Source organism: Sporosarcina sp. NCCP-2331, assembly GCF_023707945.1.
Classification (GTDB): Bacteria; Bacillota; Bacilli; order Bacillales_A; family Planococcaceae; genus Sporosarcina; species Sporosarcina cascadiensis.
In genome coordinates, this window is sequence record NZ_BRCD01000043.1 from 1 (window position 1) to 16754 (window position 16754).

Genomic DNA, 16754 nt, shown 5'->3' on the forward strand with positions numbered 1-16754 from the left:
GTATAGGAAAGGGGGTTTTTTTATGTCAACACTGCCAAATTGTCCAAAATGCCGATCCGAATATACTTATGAGGACGGAAACCTTCTGGTCTGCCCGGAATGCGCTCATGAATGGACGCTTGAATCTACGGAAGAAGCCGAGAAAGATGCTGTAGTGAAAGATGCAAACGGTAATGTTTTGCAGGACGGCGACACGGTCAGCGTGATTAAGGACTTGAAAGTGAAAGGAAGTTCTAATGCGCTGAAGATGGGGACGCGCGTGAAGGGAATCCGTTTAGTCGACGGTGACCACAACATCGACTGCAAGATCGACGGATTCGGCGCGATGCAGCTGAAATCGGAGTTTGTCAAGAAGATTTAAAAGGCTGATATCCTCTCTGCTGCAAAGTTGAGATAAGTAACCACAAAACCTTATTCCGACTTTGAAAGGCATAATTCAAACCATACAAAAAGATCGCCTCCGAAAAGCGTCGGGGGCGATCTTTTTGTTACAGATTACATTTAATTGGGTTGTACGGGCGGTGATTGTACGACAGGCGTCAGGGCTTGCAGCATGTCACTTCTAGATTTTGTGAGTGTTGCGGAAACGCCAAGCTTTGCCAAGTTGGAAATAATCTTCTTTATATCCATTTCTTTAGCCACTTCTTCCACCTCAACCTTCCTGAGTTAATAATATAGACGTTTTGTCTGTTCATGAAGTTCTGGTTTTCCGGATCAATCTTGTGTCAATTTTAAGACATCAGACTCTCAGACAAATCGATTTTCACGTCTTTGACTCTGTTATCCCTATCATACCACTCTGAAAGGAGTTTTAATCTTTCATTTATGTTACAATTGCCAAAGTTACTGTAAATTTATTTAAGTAACTGTAAATAGCAGTGTTTTAAACGGTTTGAGAGTGCTTTTACTTTAACTAGATGTGATAAAAAGTATCTTGATTTATGTAAATATCCTGTCTTGGTCACTTTTATGTCACTCGAAAAGAGGGTAGCCACAATCGGCCGCCCTCTTTCTCCTTTTACAAAAACCCACTCATAGTATCCTCCACATCAGCAAACACCCCACCGTCATCATCTGGCACTTGCCCACTATCAGCAGCTATCTGATTCCATTCGATTGAGCGCTGTGTGCTTTTCATATCATGAGCAATCAACCTTTTTACATATTGGCTAAAATTGCCGCGCTTTTCATCCTCCGCATATTCCAACAGTGCTGCGTCGTGTTCACTAACCAGACTAAAACTAACCGTCTTTATTTTACGAGTCATCCAAACGCACCCTTTGCTAATTTGTAAAATCCGATGGCATTTGCAAAGACTGGATCGGCAATAGTGGTATGGCTACCCTCTTGCAGTATTGGCTTCAATAGTTCAGCTTTAGAATAGTGTTTCTCAATGAATGGCAATATATCCTTTGCAATTCCTCCACATACCAGAACGTTATCCGCTCGATCCCACTTTAATTTAGTCGTATTGAGTATCACCCCGCGTGCTAGGCTGGATAAGTTTTTATTGTTGACTGTCTCCATCCCGAAATTAAAAGTTGATGAAGCATTATTAATGTATCGTTTATCGATTATAGTGGCCGCATTTACCGTGCCACTGCCGATGTCTATTATTCGTAAAGCGCCCGCTTGTACGTCTGCCCAGAATGCGCCTGAACCCTCCGCACCAACGCCGACATCTACTATATTAAACTCTACATCATCGCCATTGACGGTAAAGCTATGATGTCCTGTGAGCATGTCTTGGATTCTTTTCTTATCCTTCTCTTTGTGGGAAATGATCGGCTGTCCTGTCACCAGGCTAACATCTGTTATATCAATACCATACTTTTTACCATAACGATAGATGGCGAGTAACACACGAATCTTAGTATCTTCATGAGCCTTAGTATCGCCAAACATGGAGCCGCCCCCGAACTCATCCTCGTAGACTGCTATACTACCGGCGAAACCTTTACGGCCATTAATATCAAATTCCATGTCATCTGCTCCGTGGACTTCCACAATATCTCTCTCAAACCAATCACAGATGGCCGTCCGATAACTATCCGTACCATAAGGACCCGCAACCTTTGCTTTGTGATTGCCTGCATCGATGCCTAAAATTAATTTACCCATGTATAAAACCTCCCCATGTAATGCGCATGTAGTACACTTTCTGGTTTGGTAATGCGCTTGTAATACATCCTATGGGTAGCGAGTTATTTTTATGCATAAAAAAGAGCCAGATATTTATCGGCTCATTTCTTTGGTTTCTTTTTAGCGGGTATTCCATTTTTACGGCCATGCTCATTGATTGCTTTAGCAAGATCGGCAGCCTTTATATATCGGATCATCTATATCACCTCTGCCAACAGTCTGCCCAGGTATAGCAAATACTATACATACCACCTCTCCCCCGCCGCATATGATAGATTAACCCCGCTAACAAATGGACGTATAGCGGATGTTGTAACGACAAAACGAAGGGATGAGAGAGTGGGGAAGGGAAGTAGAAAGGTGCGGTCAGATAAGAAGAGGGAGATCCAACCGACGCTGCCTATCGATGTGTTCAGCTGCATCCACAGACTGCATAAAATTACTGGATTGCCTATCAAGACGATTGGCGAAGAAGTTTGTCTGCGTGGATTAAAAGATAAACGGATAATCAGCATGCTATCGATACATTTTAGGCGTGACATCCGATTAGACAACACAGTCTATATCGGTCACACAGATCAACCACCTGTCAGTCGTAGATTTAAAGGATTGACCAAACGAATATCCGTCCGCTTTTGTAATCAAACCTACGATAATATAAACGCCCTCTCATACGCTGCTGATTGCACGGTTGCCCGGATGTGCGCTCTATTGATAAATGCTTGCTTGACTGATCCCGATTTTGTAAATGAGTATGTGGAAGAATATTTAATGAAGAATATCGATGCGAATCAAATGAAGGAATTACAAAAAATAATGAAGGTACTCAACTCTACTGGAGAAGAAGAAGTCATATCGTGGGGCCGCTTGCTGTCATTTTTAATGGATGATGCAGTGGCTGGCATGGGTAAAGTTAAAGAATCAGTCAATGAGTTTTTAGTTAATCGGTGGGATAAATAAGCGACTGCTCACGCGGTCGTATTTAGACAAATAAAAAAAGCGACTCCGTCCAATTAAGGATAGAGTCGCTTTTTATTGAATTCCAAAGCTTTCAGTCGGTTGAGGTTCCGACTGATCTCATCATAATACAGTTATCTGACAATTACAATACTTATTTAATTTGCTTGTGCATTTTTACTAATGTCCCAGCCATCAATCCGGCAAGATCCCCAGGCTCTACTTTGCCGTCTTCTAAATCCTTGATCCAGTTTTCTGAATATCCCGCTTCGACTGCAGCCTGAATAACAATCTCACGTTGCGCTTTACTGGTAATCATAGTCTCCCATAACGCACGGGCGGACGGGCTTGAAAATTTCAATTCGTCTTCATCCTCCTTCGGTTTGCCTACTGCGGCTACATTAGTAACCAAATTTACAGACGTGTTGCTGCTTGTCGGGATCGTCACCGTACCTTCAATTTTATATCCTTTTGGCATCTTCCAGGACGGCTGCACCTCGAAGTGTGGACGATCAATATTTTTAGCTGCCCAGTCTCCGCCCCACGTAATGCCCAACTTACGAGCGACGGCTCCCGCTCTATTTAATGTAGCGACATCATACAAACTTTTAGGCGGCGCTACAGCAATATCCCAGGCTCTACGACTGGCGTGGTTACTGTTTAATGTCCATGTGACAATATTGCCTGGTCTAGTTCGGCCTTGTGCATATAGATACTTTTGCCGGGCTTGTGAACGGTATGTTTCCGTTACAAAAACGTCTGTAATTCCGGCTTTATAAAACTCCTGAAACAGAAGCTTGATAGCCGTCTGCGCGACTGACGATAATTCGGAAACGTCACGGCATGTTTGTGTAACGCTCATATTATTTCAGCCCCTTACGTTTCAATTCTTCTTCCTGACGTCTGGCTTTTTTACTGACATACGTATTCTTCCACACGCTGTATATGATAATAACAAGCGGCACACTCGCCATGAGTACCACTACAAAAGCATCGATACTTTCCTGATTGAACCAATCGAACGCAATCCCGATTGTACCCAAAAATAAAAGGATAGCTGATAGCCATCCTCCGAATAATGTTGCATATTCTTTAAGTTTTCCATCCATAATTAATCAACTCCACTATCTCAATATTTGAAGCAAGCCCGCTATGCCTGCTAGTATTCCGCCTGTTCCGGCAAATGCTCCGACTATACCCAACACGATCTTTTCTCGTGTAGAAAAGCGTTTCAGCGTAATCCGTTCATCTCTGTGGATGACGTCACTCTGCGCTTGCATTCGCTGGTTGTCTGCCGCGAAATAATGGTCAACGAATTTGTTCAGGATGCCGCGCGTTTCCTGTCCGTCCTTCATCACTGTCAGTTCCAAATTTGTTTGCGACGATTTGATTTCTTGCACTTGACCTGCGATAGTCTCGACCTGTGTATTAAAATCTATCTGCGCTTTCTCGACCTTCTCCAGTCGCGGAAGAATATCATGGTGTATCAGTTCATCGTGTCTTTCGAGCATAGTTTGCTCCTCCTCTGATTGTGTCATATCTCACCCCACCACACTTTTCTATTTATAAATGGATATAAAAAAGAACGCTCCGGGTTGGAACGTTCTTACATAGCATTTTATCTTGCGCCGCGTCTATTTTTATAACTTTCCCAATCTTTTTTATCTACTCCGGGCATGTCCTTTTTGAGTTGCTCATTGTTTGCTTGAATCAACTTGCAAATAGCCACTTTTGTTTCTTCCGTTAATTCAGTACCTTCAAGAAATTTCATCATGTCTTCATTTTTCAAAACAAACCTCTCCTCTCATTCTTGTAATCATCTTACAATTAAAGAGGAACAAAGTCACGTCATATGTTAGGTCAATTAACCCTTATTCGTTAGGTGTCACTACATCAGCGGGAGCAATTAACAATATGGCGTGCTTATTAATAACAATGTCACCAAAAGAAGCGACTTGCATCTGAGGATCATTTATTCCTTGAGCAAATTTAGTTCCGTCAAATTCAGGTGCGTTTGCAGAAAAAGTTAATCCGTTATTTAAATAAATTTTAATTTCCATTTTGTAAAAACCTCCAATTATTTTAATCCAACAACTTCTGCTCTCGAAAAGTCTACTTTACCCGTAAATTCCATAACAGCGTTGCGTCCGCGCATACCTCCTGTATACACTAACCAACCGGAAGAATCCTGCATGATCTGTGTGCTGCCGAAGTAGATTCCGGTATAGTTACCTCCTGCACCACCGCGCAAATACAGTCCGGCTCCGACATACAGAGACTCCCATATGTTAATGTTGCCGGCTGTGATGGTACCAAGGTTGCCACTTATGTCGGACAGCACCGTAACGGCTCCGACTAGATTGATCTTGCTTGCATTTATTTCTACATAAGATGGCGTCTGATTAATCATAGAGACAATAGTATTGCCGTTATAATCCGTCTGGCTGACCTTCTGGCTAATTTGTGCGTTAGCAGCATCGAGATTCCATTCAACACTATTTACACGCGTTCCTAACGCCGAAACTGTGGAAGAATCTGCTTTAATAGATACCTGACTGGCTAGTTGTGTAATAGAAGAGTTAGCACTATCAACACGGCCATCCACACGCCTAACCTCTGTATTTACTTCCTGACGTATTTGTGTCGCAGTCTGGCTAATCAAGGAATTACTATTTTCAATACCTTCTTCAAGTTCCCTGTTAATCACGGCTACTTCCTGACGGATTTCATCAGCGGTCAATTCGATTTTCGAGTAAGCTTCTAACATTTCACCAGCGAAGCGTTCTACGGCTAATTCAATACGATCATTGGTCTGCTCAATGCGTGATTTCGTACGTTTGTTATTTTCGTCAATGTTAATATTTACATCGGTTAATATATCTGACAGGCTGCGTGGTACAGTATTACCAATCGTGACGGACAGCGTTACCCATTTATCGTTACGGATTGTTGATTTCTTACTCATTACACGTGTTTGGAATTCAATGTCCATTGGTTCATAAATCAGCCAGACGCGTTCCCCGACTTCTTTATCTGTCAGTTCGATAGAGTCCAATTCAATAGTAACGTCCGGGTAATCTTGCAATTCTTCTTTCAACACTGGTAGCATTTCATCCGCTGTAAAGTAATCCTCATTTTCCAATGGACCAGCTTCAATTTCACCATACTTTTCTGCATAAGGTGAAGTATACGTAATGGCTAAACCATTGCCGCCGAATCCTTTAATGACAGTGCGTAAGTTTGTTGTATCAACCGATTTGGAGAGCGTCTGCACATTATGTCCATAGCGATATTGTGCGTCATTGTCCGGGCCGATCTGCTTGGCAAATTGTACGCGGTTGCCGGGCAGTATTTTATATTCACATTCGTACACTTTACAGAGTGCAGTAATCAATTTAATTACATTATCTGTGCCGAAATTTGGAATGAACTGTGAGCCGCTGACATCCACACTTTCAAATGTCCAGCCAGTGCCAGCAAAGACGAATGAAGCAAATTCGTTAAATGTGCGAGTACCACCGTAAATATCATCTTGCCTATGACCGACTAAATCAAAGAATGTGGAAAGCGCAATAATCTCTTTACGTCCTTTGTTCTCTTTCAACTGCTTCACTCGAAAATCATAGTCGCCAGTGTGGATGACTGATTCTTCTTCAATCAACGCATGTCCCGGATTGTTTGCATGAAAAAAAGAAGTAAGCGCGAGCGTGAATGCCCCGTTTACTTCTTCATTGATTTCGACTCTTTGTATGTGATTAAGCGGCTCCGTATTACCGTTTAGGTCTGTGACGTATAGCATTTGGTCACCTCATTTCAGGGTTGTTCAGGCGGTGTATATTCCCCTGCTAGAAATTCCACTCCGCTGTCTTTCAGATGCTCGTACACTTGCGGTTTCAGTGTGCTGGGTACTGTTTCAAAATCCAATTTAGATAAAATAACACGTTGCGCTAATAGTAATGCCATCATTTCGTCATCTCCTAATAATTTGATAGTTAGTTTTAATATAAGCTTTCTCATGGCGTAATCGTCAGGATAATTTCTGTTAGGACTTCTTCGTGGAAATCTGCTTGGTCAGACAGAGCTTGATTCTGCGCTTGTAAGATTTTGTTTTCTCGTTCTAATTCAGCAATACGTTTTTCTTCAGGAGTAGGAAAATTAATTTTTCTGTTGGACACTATGACCGACCTCCTAATATACGAGTAACTGCATCCGCTTCTCCGCCTGTTGTAGCCGTGCGAGATAATTCCAAACGTAATTTTGCAGGTGCTTTAGTGGATAGTGACTTGTCGAATTGATATTCGTTAGCTTCCAGTTCGCTGTCCATTATTTCATCATTTAGATAGGCTTCTAATTCTACGTCGCCTGTTTTCTCTACGAACGCACCTACGAAATCTGTGGAAGGAATATCATAGACGGCTTTTGCTGTGGTTCTTGGTTCTTCCACGAACTCAGACCATTCACCGCTGAACGAAACGGATGAAGGTGTCATGTAAATGACTAGCGGAGTGTCCCCGAATGCAATAGTAGTGTCATGAAGTGTTGACGGCTCTTTGTAGTTGCCACTTGCATTGGTAGTTATATCTCTCACTTGTGACCAACTACCGTTTCGCGATGTTTTGCATGATATTTTTGCGAAAGAGCCGTTGTAATTAGTCCAAGAAACGAACAGACTGTTATTACTGTCAACCGTTATTGATGTGGCGTATTGATTTTTACTACTGTTTTCGTTTGTTAATCTAACTTGCGGAGTCCAAGATACACCTCCGTCTATACTCTTGGAATATCTAATGTTTTGAGTAGTTCCGATTTCTGCATCGTATCCCTCCCATACCACATGAATCACACCGTCTTTATCAACGACTGCGGATGGGTTGGATTGGTTATAAGCTAGTGAGGTAACTTGCGTAAGAACCCACGATGTGTTCAATTTACTATAGCAATGTATACTATATTTTTTATATTCGGGTTGTTGTCTACTCATAAAAATTAAAGGTATAGCGTTTCGTATTACAATGCTAGGTGAATTATTATCAATTCCTGCACTATTACCAGTAACCTGCTCCACCGCACTCCACGTTTTACCCTCATCCACACTCTTCGCATACCGGATATTAAAGCTATTCGGATAGGTTGCGTTTTTACTCGCCCATGCAGCGTGTAGGTGACCGGTTTCTTTGTCGATGGCTAGGGAGACGTTGCCGATTGCGGTTTGTCCGGTGTCCAATGTAACACGTTTGGCATTAGACTTAGACACCAGATCACCGAAACTAGTCGTGATAGCATCAAATGTGAATGCTTCTAAGGCAAACGCTGGACTCCCGAATACACCGATAATAGTAACTCTATTGCCATACGATTGTATTGTTAAATCTGTTAATGTATTATTGGGTTTTCTAAACCACGCCTCTTCCCAATTTGATTGAGAACTCTTTTTCACATAAGTAAACCAAGCGTTACTGCCGTTATAAACAAGAGCAACTAACCACCCATTATCCAACCGAACAATCTTCCGCCCGCCGTTACCCGCTGTAGAGTAAGCTTGATTCACCACAATTTCATCAACAGCTGAACGAGGTACTTCCACATCTTCAATCATCAACATCTTGCCGTTCTTAATTTTGATGTTCTGGCTTTCGGATTCATTCAATTCAAAACCAAAACGATCCCCGCTCATATTGTCGGCAAATACCGTTCCGCCGGGCAAACGTTCCTTTCCTTCCGCCGTGGCGTCTTGGACAAGTTTTAGATATGCGACCTCACGATTTAAACCTTTCAAATCAGATGAAGCACGCACGCCTTGCGATTCCACGTTATTCAATCTTGACTCGTGGTTATCGAGTTGGGTTTCAATTGGCGTTAAGTCCTGCATTTCACCAGGCAAACCCTGCTCTCCGGGTTCGCCTTTCGGACCAGTATCTCCACGATCCCCTTTTAATAAGAGTAGTTGTTCGGGCGTGAAATCCTCATAGACGAATGGATCTCCTTTCTCACCGGGCAAACCTTGCAATCCGCGTTCACCGCGCGGACCTTGAATGTTCCCGGCATTTACCCATGCTGTACCATCCCAAACAAATATATTTTTCACAGGACTTCCGGTGCTGTCGGTCCCCGGAATTAAATATCCGTCCCCCTCATTAGCAGATGCAGGCAATTCATCTTCGTTTGTCAGACTTCCGATTATTTTAACACCGGCCCCGGTCTCCCCCTTTTCCCCAGGGTCACCTTGAATTCCGGGAGTTCCCTGTTCTCCGCGCAAACCACGTTCTCCACGATCAACTAATTTGCGCCAATACGCACCATCAGTGACAGGCTTACCGATGCTGTCTATAACAGCAATGTAAGCAGAACCGTCAAATCGGACGATGTTGTTTCTTAAATACTGTTTAGAAGCTTCATAATCGCCTACACCCTCAAGATTTTGAATGTCTGTAACAGAGGCGACAGCCTTATCTGCGGCAACGTTTGCGGCCTGTGCAGCATCAGTAGCAGCTATCTTTAGTCCGTCTAAATTAGATGCTTCTTCGTATGCATGAGCAGCGGCCGCATCAGCTGCAATAGCTTTCTCGTCCGCGTAGTCACCTTTTTGTTTGGCATAATCACCTTGTTCTTTTGCATAGTCACCTTGTTCATTGGCATAGCCAGCCTTGCCCTCTGCATTAGTGGCAGATAAATTGGCGACAGCAGCTGCATCGTATGCAGTCTGTTTAGCATCAGCAATTGACTGTAAGAGTGCGTCTAGCGATTCGCCAGCAAGCAGATCGTCACGCTCTTTTGATTCACGTTCTACGCGGGCTAGTTCGGCTAGTAGCGCTTGTTTATTCGCATCGGAAATATTTTTCGAGTTCTGAATGTCATCTTCTATTTGTTGGAAGTTATAGTTTAAATCGTTTCGGTGATCACGGTCTAAACTAGGACCAATAGTTCTGTATTTCAAAGCGGTCACTCCTTTCATTAGTAGTAATAAAAACGATGTTCAAAAGAAATCAAAAAAGAACCACTCGTACCGGTTAAGGTAAAGTCGTTCCATCCTGACGCAATGGTTATTAATTTCTTGTTGGTGTCTCTGAAGATACTTGAGCCATTTTTTATTGAGCGAACACTGTCTAATATAATCTGGTCACTTGCTCCGCTACTGCCTGAGTACGCCCACACATCACCTGTGGTATCGTTTCTGATTTGCAGATTACTAGACGCTCCCCTGTAGATGATTTTCAGCGGGAATTGACGTGGATCGATCATTACATCGCCAGCGTTAAAAATGCTGAATGCAGTCATTTGGTGTGTGTACTTAGGTTCTTCAAGGACTAATCCTTGCCCAACTTGCCATGTCTCCGCATCAAAAGTGAGAGGATCGAGTGTCGTTCCTTCCGATTCAGCAAGACCGCTCATAGCCGTTAAGGGAACACTAAACGTCTGCATCGTATGATTTAACCGATCCATTTCATAAGCATCAGAAAACTGCACTTTCCATCGTTTGTGTGGAAGAGTCGATTCCGAAACAAAAAATTCCGCTTCATTTATTTGACGATAAATTACGTCTCTTAATAGAAGGGAGTCGGTATAATCTTTCGCTTTCATATAAAATTCAGCGGTCAACTGACGGGATTGTAATTTTTTATCAACTACAATAGCACCGCCTTGTCCGTCAATGGTTTCCGTTTCAATATCATACGATGGTGATGGGACTGTAAGCCGCAATCCACTATAACCGTTTAAGTCTAGTTTATTACCGTTTAAATCATAAAGATTTATCAAACTCACACCCTCACCCCTTTCATATATGCAGAAGCAGAAGCTTTGTCATAACTCATGCCGTCCACAGTATCATAAACTCCTTGACCGACTAATTGACCGTCCAAATATACATCGGGATTTTTCTGCAACAGCTGCATGAGTATTCTGTTTTGCTCCAATGTAGCTGCGAGCAAACTCTCAAATACCCCACCATTACCACTCATCCCAGACGGGCGAACATTGTTGCCTCCGCCGCCTGTAATAGATTTAGCGGCCAATGCTAATAATTTCATGGCATCCGGACGACGTTTCGGATCGGTAGGAATAACAAACTCACCGTGACCTTCTTCAGCCAGGTTATACATTCCTGATTTTCCGATATAACCACCTGAAGCAAACCCTTGTGGATCAATATTCACGCCGTTTTTAAACACTTCATAGTGCAAGTGTGGGCCTGTACTCCATCCAGTTGATCCGACTAATCCGACTGTTTGACCTTTGCCGACAGATTGACCAACTCTCACAGAGTTACGAGAGTTATGCTGATAGATTCGTTCCATAATACCGGATTTAATACGGACGTAATTCCCACGGCCTTCCATGTAACCGGAATTAACAACCGTTCCTGCTACCTGGTTTGGTATTGGTGTGCCGGATGGAGCGCCCCAATCATCGCCCCTGTGGAAGGTTTTGACGCCTGTGATTGGATGGATGCGCCAACCATAGCGAGAGTTCAGACGGAAAGGAGGGCCGAAACCAGAACCTTTGGATTCTCCAAATTCCGCAAGCTTACCTTTTAGAAACTCGACAGCGCCCTTTTTGACCATTCCGAAAGCGCCTTTAGCCATATCGCCGACAAAATTCCCTGCACTCGGGACAATAGCGCCGACTGCGTTCATAGCCAGATCTAGTAACTTTCCAGGATTCTTAATGTAATCAAAAACATCAAGCGCGACATCAGCTATTTTTTTACCAACATCTTTTGTCTTGTCCCAAGCGTGAGAAGCAATGTCTCCTATACCTTTAGCGTATTTCGGGACGTTTCCTAAAATATTACGAGTGTCAAGGGCGGACATCACCTGTGTTCCTTTAGGTAGGTTTACCAATGTGTCTTTTGCTGGACTTAATGCAGTTTTTCCATCTGGTGTTTGGATAAGTTCAGGGCCTGCATTTCTACCCCGCCCATCTCCTACAACAGCTAACCCGCCCGGATGCCCCTTGGTTCCAGCTGCATATCTCGGAATGTCCCACAGCGGAACAAGTGTCTTAACACCGATCTTCCCGAGTACCCAATTCACACCCCCGATTACACCGTTTATCCCTTTACCAAGTGTGGAAGCAAGAGTATTAACTACCTTAGTGACCCCGGTAGTAACCTTTGATGCCATAGAACCTATACCATCACCAATACGTTTCGGCAACGCTTTGGCCGCCTCGACAATGTCAGTGAATCGGTTCTTGATAGTGTTGAATACATCCGTGAACGCTTTGGTAGTTGTTGTCTTTACGGTATTCCAGCTAGTTGTAATTTTGGATAATATATTGGAAACGGCAGTGGAGATAGAATTAAATATATTGGTGAAAATGTTTTTAATCGTGTTAAAAATATTGGTGAAAATATTGCTTGTAGTGCTTGAAATACTCGTCCACACTGTTTTTATTCCGTTGAAAATGGCATTTATAGTCGTTTTGATAAAGTTTAAAATCGTTGTCCAAATGGTGTTTAAAAACTTAGAAATACCATTGAACGTAGTGGTGGTTGTCCGACTAATTAAATCCCATGTGTTTTTTAGGAAACTAGATATTCCAGTTCCGGCTTTCGTAAATATTTCCGTTACAGCCTTCCACATAGCAGAAAATCCTGATTTAAACGGAGCGATGAACAGCTTTGCGCCACTCAATATCTTTCCGAAAAATTGCAATTGGATAAAGTTCCATACAAATGTGATCGCTCCGGAAAATATTTGTTTGACGCCTTCCCACATCTTTTTGAAGTCGCCAGTGAACAATCCGCTGAATACTTTTACGGCACCCATAATCACATCCAAGGCGCCTTTAATGACACCTTTTATATTGCCCCATATTGTTTCAACAATGAAAAGCACGGCTGGCATAACAAACTTTATGACGGTTAATATTTGGTCAAACGCAAATTTAACGACTGTCCATATTGCTTTCACTACAACGCCTATAACGCTGCCGATATTTTTGAATGCCTCTACAAGCTGAGCGCCCTCATTGTTGGCGAAGTTTGCAATTTTCACTGAGATATCCAAGAAGAAGTTTTTCAAGGCTTCTAAACTCGGTTTAAGGAATTCACCTAGTGTATCAAATGTCGATTTCATGTCTGAAATTTTAGATGAGAAATTCGTTTTCAGACCACTCCATAAACTAGTGATAGTTCCAATGCCTGCACTAATCTTGTCTTGTACATTCTTCCACATGGTGCCGAATACATCAGTTACGCCCTGGCCCGCATCCTGCGTTTTCTTCTTAATGTTGTTTTTGAAGACATCCCATTTGCTAAGAATTTTGCCAGTCTCCCAGTCCACCTCGTTCACATGATCTTGCGCTTGGGATTTGGCTTCTTTTACAACTTCTTTGTGGGAGTCTTGTGCGTACTTGACACTTGAATCACGTTTCTTTTTGGCTTCCTGGATAATCTTGCTTGCCTCTTCTTCACTAATCGAACCATTTTCGTCTCTTTCTTTAATAGCAAAGGCAAGAGTATCGTTGTATTTTTTCTCGGCATCTTTGATTACCTTATCGCGAGCAGTAGCAGAATTCATTACTACTTCTACAGCCTGTCTAGCAGATAGATCAGCAGCTTGATTTTTCATATTTTCCAAGATGACTTTTTGATCGCGCTGATTATCGGTTAAATATTGTACGGCAGTCTCATTCATTTTCAATTGAATGGCGTTAATTTGATCTTTTTCACTCTGTGTGATTTCTCGCTTTTGGTTAACGGCGTTCTGTAAAATTTCTTGTATGCGGCCTTCTGCATACTTTTGTTCAACTTCGCGTTGTTGATTTCGAAGTTTTTGCTTGTTTAAAATTTCTTGTTCACGTTCATTGGACAGAGCTGAAGAGTTTAAGAAAAATGATTCCATTTCCTTAATTTGCTCGCCATGCTGTTTCTGCATATTGTCCAAAATCTGCGCGTTCATCTTTTTAAACTTACCAGATATACTGTCAGCCATTTCTTGTGTGACAGCTTTACCATTAATGGTCATCTTACTAAGCTGTTCACTGGCTCCGTCTGATAAATCGAAGAAACCTCCAAGTGCTTCTTTTGTTGCAGCAGAAACGCCTTTACCGAATCTGTCCACTTCAGGAATGGCATCTTTTTTGAGTTTGTTTCCGAGTGCCACAGCGCCTATCCCAATGCCTGCAATAGCGGCTATTGCTATACCTACTGGACCGGTTGCGAATGCCAGTACAGACGCACCAGCCGTACCGAACGCCGCAGCCAATCCTCCTGCCCCGGCTATCGCGGTTGCTACTGGCGCTATCGCCGTCATAATACCACCTAATGCAGCTGTTAATGTACCCAGTACAACTAATACTGGACCAATCGCTGCAGCTATTCCGGATATCGCCACAATCGCTACTTTCGTTCCTTTAGGCATCTGCTGAAACTTTTCTACAAGTCCAGTTAAAGATTGAATGATTTTTCGGATAGATGGTTCCAGTATTTCGTAAATTTGAATACTTAATTCTTGCATAGCGGATTGAAATATTTTAATATCGCCTTTGGCGTTATCATTCATAGTTTTCGCCATTTGGGCAGCGGCACCGTCTGCGCCTTCCAGCATTTCTTTATTGACCTGCAATTCTGCAGATCCTTTTTCTAACAACACAGCCCAATGTTTATAAGCGTTAGCGCCAAATAAAGTAGTCAGGTTTGCCGCTTTTTGCTCCTGCGTCATTCCCTCCATACCCACTTCTAACTCTTTAATTATTTCCGGCATGGTTTTCATGACGCCTTCAGCATTAAAAAATTCTGCCCCGGTTGCCTTTAACACCTTTCCCATTTTCTTTGTGGGATTTGCTAGGCGTGTAAGTGAAGAACCGAAAGCTTGACCGGCTAGCGACCCCTGAATACCGGCATCACCTAAAGCCATTACTGCTGCTGTAGAATCTTCTAGTGACCATCCCAATGAGTTAGCGGCAGGGGCAAGATACTTCATTGCCTCACCTAGCTGAGAGACATCTGTGTTGGCGTTAGCAGCAGCTGCTGCCAGTACATCAGCGACGTGTCCAGATTCAGCGGCGTCAATTGAAAAAGCGCTCAAAATATTCGACGCAATGTCGGCAGCACTACCCAATTCCAACGCTCCTGCAGCGGCAAGATCAAGCATACCCGGCATAGCTTTTAAGATGTCGTTTGTTTTAAATCCAGCCATTGCGAGAAACTGCATTCCGTCAGCTGCTTCTTTTGCGGAAAACTGTGTCGCTGCACCTAAATCTCTGGCTTGCTTTTCAAGTGACGCAATTTCTGTACTTGTCGCTCCTGAAATCGCTGAAACTTGCGACATACCTTCTTGAAAGTCTGCCCCGACCTTAATCGCCGCCGCTCCAATACCAACAATAGGAGCCGTCACATACATTGACATATTTTTTCCGGCTTTTTTCATTTTATCGCCCATCGCGGTTAACTTGGAACCCATCTCATCCATTTTAGTTCCGAATTTACCCCAACTGGATTCCGCTATTCGCTGTTGTTCTATAAACTCTTTCATCTCTTTTGTGACGCCGTCCACATAGCGCTCTAAGTTGTTTAAAGAGGCGGCCTGATTGTTGTATTGAGTAGCGGCTTTCTCCGCTTCCTTGCTACCCTCACCGTGCTCTTTGACCATCTTTTCATAGTTCTTTTGGGCGGCAGCGGTAACAGCTTTTTGTACTTCAATTTTCTTATTTAAACCGTCAAGCTGCGTCTGATATTTGGCTACTGATTTTTCACCACGATCAAATGCAGACATATTGTTTTTCATTTCGGAATTGACCATTGTAAGTTTTGATTTCAAGCTTTGCAGGCCTGTGTCAATTTTAATGGTGTCGAGTGACAAACCAATGGAAAGTCCTTCTATACGTTCTGCCATGGTTTACCTCCTTCCCTCAATAGTAAAAAATCCTCAACCACCAAACGCGGCGATCAAGGATTGTTGTTGTTTCGGTTTATTCTTTTCTGCTAATACTTCGATCAAATAATAGAGCGGAGAATCCATGATTTCGCTCATCTTCCAACCTGCATCTAAGAGGCTTTTGACTAACACATTAAAATATTCTTTTTGCTTTTCAAAAGTGAAGTCGGCATCTGTTAAACCTTCTTCTCCTTCGTAAAATTTCCCGTATCATCACCGAAAACGGATTGAAGTTGTTCCATAAGAGTTTCTAATAAGTGCGGCGCATGGAGTCCATCTATTAATTCTTCGCGTGTAAATTTACCGCCGTATAATTGATCTGCTACAAAATCAGCAATTCTTTCGATATCAGAACGTTCAATATCTGATTCGCCTTTTTTATTAATCGCCTGGCCAATTTCGATACCTTCCAATGCAACTGAACCTTTGATGTGGGCCGGCTGATGAAATGTTTTCGTTTCACCTGATTCAAAGTCAATTACTAATTCAATTTTTTTCGACATGATATTTTCCTCCTAATATAAAAAGAACAGGAATTATTCCTGCTCTTCTTTGATTTCCTCGATTACTTTTTTACCTAATTTGTTCTTTGTGGAAGACAATTCTTTGATTCGCTTTTCATCCACTTTTTTATTTGCAGGACTAGGGTATATATCGCCTTTTCGGTATACTTTGTTTTTATCTTTCAAATCCGTAAAATCTCGTAAGACTGTAAATTTCTTCATGGATTACACTCCTTCCGGATCTTCTGCTGCTGGATGCGCTACGCCGAAC

At 42.6% G+C, this 16754-nt stretch carries 19 protein-coding genes; 2 read left to right on the forward strand and 17 right to left on the reverse strand.

The window, feature by feature from the left end:
- Window positions 1-22 precede the first annotated feature (22 nt).
- Window positions 23-361 carry a zinc ribbon domain-containing protein YjdM gene (locus tag NCCP2331_RS17080; RefSeq protein ID WP_153723210.1) on the forward strand — a complete coding sequence of 113 codons (339 nt, stop codon included), beginning with the start codon at window positions 23-25 and terminating at the stop codon, window positions 359-361.
- A gap of 140 nt (window positions 362-501) precedes the next feature.
- Here the strand turns inward: NCCP2331_RS17080 and NCCP2331_RS17085 are convergent, their stop codons facing one another.
- From NCCP2331_RS17085 to NCCP2331_RS17095, 3 genes are all read right to left on the reverse strand, one after another.
- The gene (locus tag NCCP2331_RS17085) at window positions 502-651 is read right to left on the reverse strand and encodes an Lmo0850 family protein (RefSeq protein WP_153723209.1); all 150 of its coding nucleotides are present in this window, start codon (window positions 649-651) and stop codon (window positions 502-504) included.
- Window positions 652-1018: 367 nt separating this feature from the next.
- Window positions 1019-1267, reverse strand: coding sequence for a hypothetical protein (locus NCCP2331_RS17090; RefSeq protein ID WP_251671947.1), 249 nt, complete (start codon window positions 1265-1267; stop codon window positions 1019-1021).
- Window positions 1264-2121, reverse strand: a complete 858-nt coding sequence (locus tag NCCP2331_RS17095; protein ID WP_251671948.1) for a ParM/StbA family protein — start codon at window positions 2119-2121, stop codon at window positions 1264-1266. The genes NCCP2331_RS17090 and NCCP2331_RS17095 overlap by 4 nt, the downstream gene beginning before the upstream one ends.
- Before the next feature lie 381 nt (window positions 2122-2502).
- Here NCCP2331_RS17095 and NCCP2331_RS17100 point away from each other — a divergent pair, with 381 nt between their 5' ends.
- Window positions 2503-3102, forward strand: a complete 600-nt coding sequence (locus tag NCCP2331_RS17100) for a hypothetical protein (RefSeq protein WP_251671949.1) — start codon at window positions 2503-2505, stop codon at window positions 3100-3102.
- Window positions 3103-3253: 151 nt separating this feature from the next.
- Here NCCP2331_RS17100 and NCCP2331_RS17105 read toward each other — a convergent pair whose 3' ends face one another.
- From NCCP2331_RS17105 to NCCP2331_RS17165, 14 genes are all read right to left on the reverse strand, one after another.
- Window positions 3254-3961, reverse strand: a complete 708-nt coding sequence (locus tag NCCP2331_RS17105; RefSeq protein ID WP_251671950.1) for a M15 family metallopeptidase — start codon at window positions 3959-3961, stop codon at window positions 3254-3256.
- Between the two features lies 1 nt (window position 3962).
- Window positions 3963-4208 (reverse strand): phage holin, encoded by a 246-nt coding sequence (locus NCCP2331_RS17110; protein ID WP_251671951.1) that lies wholly within the window; start codon window positions 4206-4208, stop codon window positions 3963-3965.
- 15 nt (window positions 4209-4223) lie between these two features.
- Window positions 4224-4610 (reverse strand): hypothetical protein, encoded by a 387-nt coding sequence (locus NCCP2331_RS17115; protein ID WP_251671952.1) that lies wholly within the window; start codon window positions 4608-4610, stop codon window positions 4224-4226.
- A gap of 107 nt (window positions 4611-4717) precedes the next feature.
- Window positions 4718-4888, reverse strand: coding sequence for a hypothetical protein (locus tag NCCP2331_RS17120; protein ID WP_251671953.1), 171 nt, complete (start codon window positions 4886-4888; stop codon window positions 4718-4720).
- Window positions 4889-4970: 82 nt separating this feature from the next.
- The gene (locus tag NCCP2331_RS17125; RefSeq protein ID WP_251671954.1) at window positions 4971-5159 is read right to left on the reverse strand and encodes a hypothetical protein; all 189 of its coding nucleotides are present in this window, start codon (window positions 5157-5159) and stop codon (window positions 4971-4973) included.
- A 17-nt stretch (window positions 5160-5176) separates the two neighbouring features.
- Complete coding sequence (locus NCCP2331_RS17130) at window positions 5177-6898, reverse strand: phage tail protein (protein ID WP_251671955.1); 1722 nt, start codon at window positions 6896-6898, stop codon at window positions 5177-5179.
- 14 nt (window positions 6899-6912) lie between these two features.
- Entirely contained in the window at window positions 6913-7065 is a 153-nt protein-coding gene (locus NCCP2331_RS17135; protein ID WP_251671956.1) for a hypothetical protein, read from the reverse strand.
- Between the two features lie 47 nt (window positions 7066-7112).
- A complete protein-coding gene (locus NCCP2331_RS17140; protein ID WP_251671957.1) occupies window positions 7113-7274 on the reverse strand; it encodes a hypothetical protein in 162 nt (53 codons plus the stop codon).
- Complete coding sequence (locus NCCP2331_RS17145; RefSeq protein ID WP_251671958.1) at window positions 7274-10033, reverse strand: hypothetical protein; 2760 nt, start codon at window positions 10031-10033, stop codon at window positions 7274-7276. The genes NCCP2331_RS17140 and NCCP2331_RS17145 overlap by 1 nt, the downstream gene beginning before the upstream one ends.
- Window positions 10034-10050: 17 nt before the next feature.
- Window positions 10051-10860 (reverse strand): phage tail family protein, encoded by an 810-nt coding sequence (locus tag NCCP2331_RS17150; RefSeq protein ID WP_251671959.1) that lies wholly within the window; start codon window positions 10858-10860, stop codon window positions 10051-10053.
- Complete coding sequence (locus tag NCCP2331_RS17155) at window positions 10857-15938, reverse strand: phage tail tape measure protein (RefSeq protein WP_251671960.1); 5082 nt, start codon at window positions 15936-15938, stop codon at window positions 10857-10859. The genes NCCP2331_RS17150 and NCCP2331_RS17155 overlap by 4 nt, the downstream gene beginning before the upstream one ends.
- A gap of 33 nt (window positions 15939-15971) precedes the next feature.
- Window positions 15972-16076 (reverse strand): phage tail assembly chaperone GT, encoded by a 105-nt coding sequence (gene gpGT / locus NCCP2331_RS18495; RefSeq protein ID WP_376776835.1) that lies wholly within the window; start codon window positions 16074-16076, stop codon window positions 15972-15974.
- An 80-nt stretch (window positions 16077-16156) separates the two neighbouring features.
- Window positions 16157-16483 (reverse strand): phage tail assembly chaperone G, encoded by a 327-nt coding sequence (gpG, locus tag NCCP2331_RS17160; protein WP_251671961.1) that lies wholly within the window; start codon window positions 16481-16483, stop codon window positions 16157-16159.
- Window positions 16484-16516: 33 nt separating this feature from the next.
- Window positions 16517-16705: a hypothetical protein gene (locus NCCP2331_RS17165; protein ID WP_251671962.1), complete on the reverse strand. Its 189-nt coding sequence runs from the start codon at window positions 16703-16705 to the stop codon at window positions 16517-16519.
- Between the last annotated feature and the right edge of the window lie 49 nt (window positions 16706-16754).

Excerpts from the sequence above, each read along its gene's own strand:
- NCCP2331_RS17130 (WP_251671955.1), bottom strand. The coding sequence starts at position 6,898 with ATGCTATACGTCACAGACCTAAACGGTAATACGGAGCCGCTTAATCAC.
- NCCP2331_RS17095 (WP_251671948.1), bottom strand. The coding sequence starts at position 2,121 with ATGGGTAAATTAATTTTAGGCATCGATGCAGGCAATCACAAAGCAAAG.
- gpG (WP_251671961.1), bottom strand. The coding sequence starts at position 16,483 with ATGTCGAAAAAAATTGAATTAGTAATTGACTTTGAATCAGGTGAAACG.
- NCCP2331_RS17135 (WP_251671956.1), bottom strand. The coding sequence starts at position 7,065 with ATGATGGCATTACTATTAGCGCAACGTGTTATTTTATCTAAATTGGAT.
- NCCP2331_RS17155 (WP_251671960.1), bottom strand. The coding sequence starts at position 15,938 with ATGGCAGAACGTATAGAAGGACTTTCCATTGGTTTGTCACTCGACACC.
- NCCP2331_RS17165 (WP_251671962.1), bottom strand. The coding sequence starts at position 16,705 with ATGAAGAAATTTACAGTCTTACGAGATTTTACGGATTTGAAAGATAAA.
- NCCP2331_RS17110 (WP_251671951.1), bottom strand. The coding sequence starts at position 4,208 with ATGGATGGAAAACTTAAAGAATATGCAACATTATTCGGAGGATGGCTA.
- NCCP2331_RS17105 (WP_251671950.1), bottom strand. The coding sequence starts at position 3,961 with ATGAGCGTTACACAAACATGCCGTGACGTTTCCGAATTATCGTCAGTC.
- NCCP2331_RS17115 (WP_251671952.1), bottom strand. The coding sequence starts at position 4,610 with ATGCTCGAAAGACACGATGAACTGATACACCATGATATTCTTCCGCGA.
- NCCP2331_RS17090 (WP_251671947.1), bottom strand. The coding sequence starts at position 1,267 with ATGACTCGTAAAATAAAGACGGTTAGTTTTAGTCTGGTTAGTGAACAC.
- gpGT (WP_376776835.1), bottom strand. The coding sequence starts at position 16,076 with ATGAGCGAAATCATGGATTCTCCGCTCTATTATTTGATCGAAGTATTA.
- NCCP2331_RS17080 (WP_153723210.1), top strand. The coding sequence starts at position 23 with ATGTCAACACTGCCAAATTGTCCAAAATGCCGATCCGAATATACTTAT.
- NCCP2331_RS17125 (WP_251671954.1), bottom strand. The coding sequence starts at position 5,159 with ATGGAAATTAAAATTTATTTAAATAACGGATTAACTTTTTCTGCAAAC.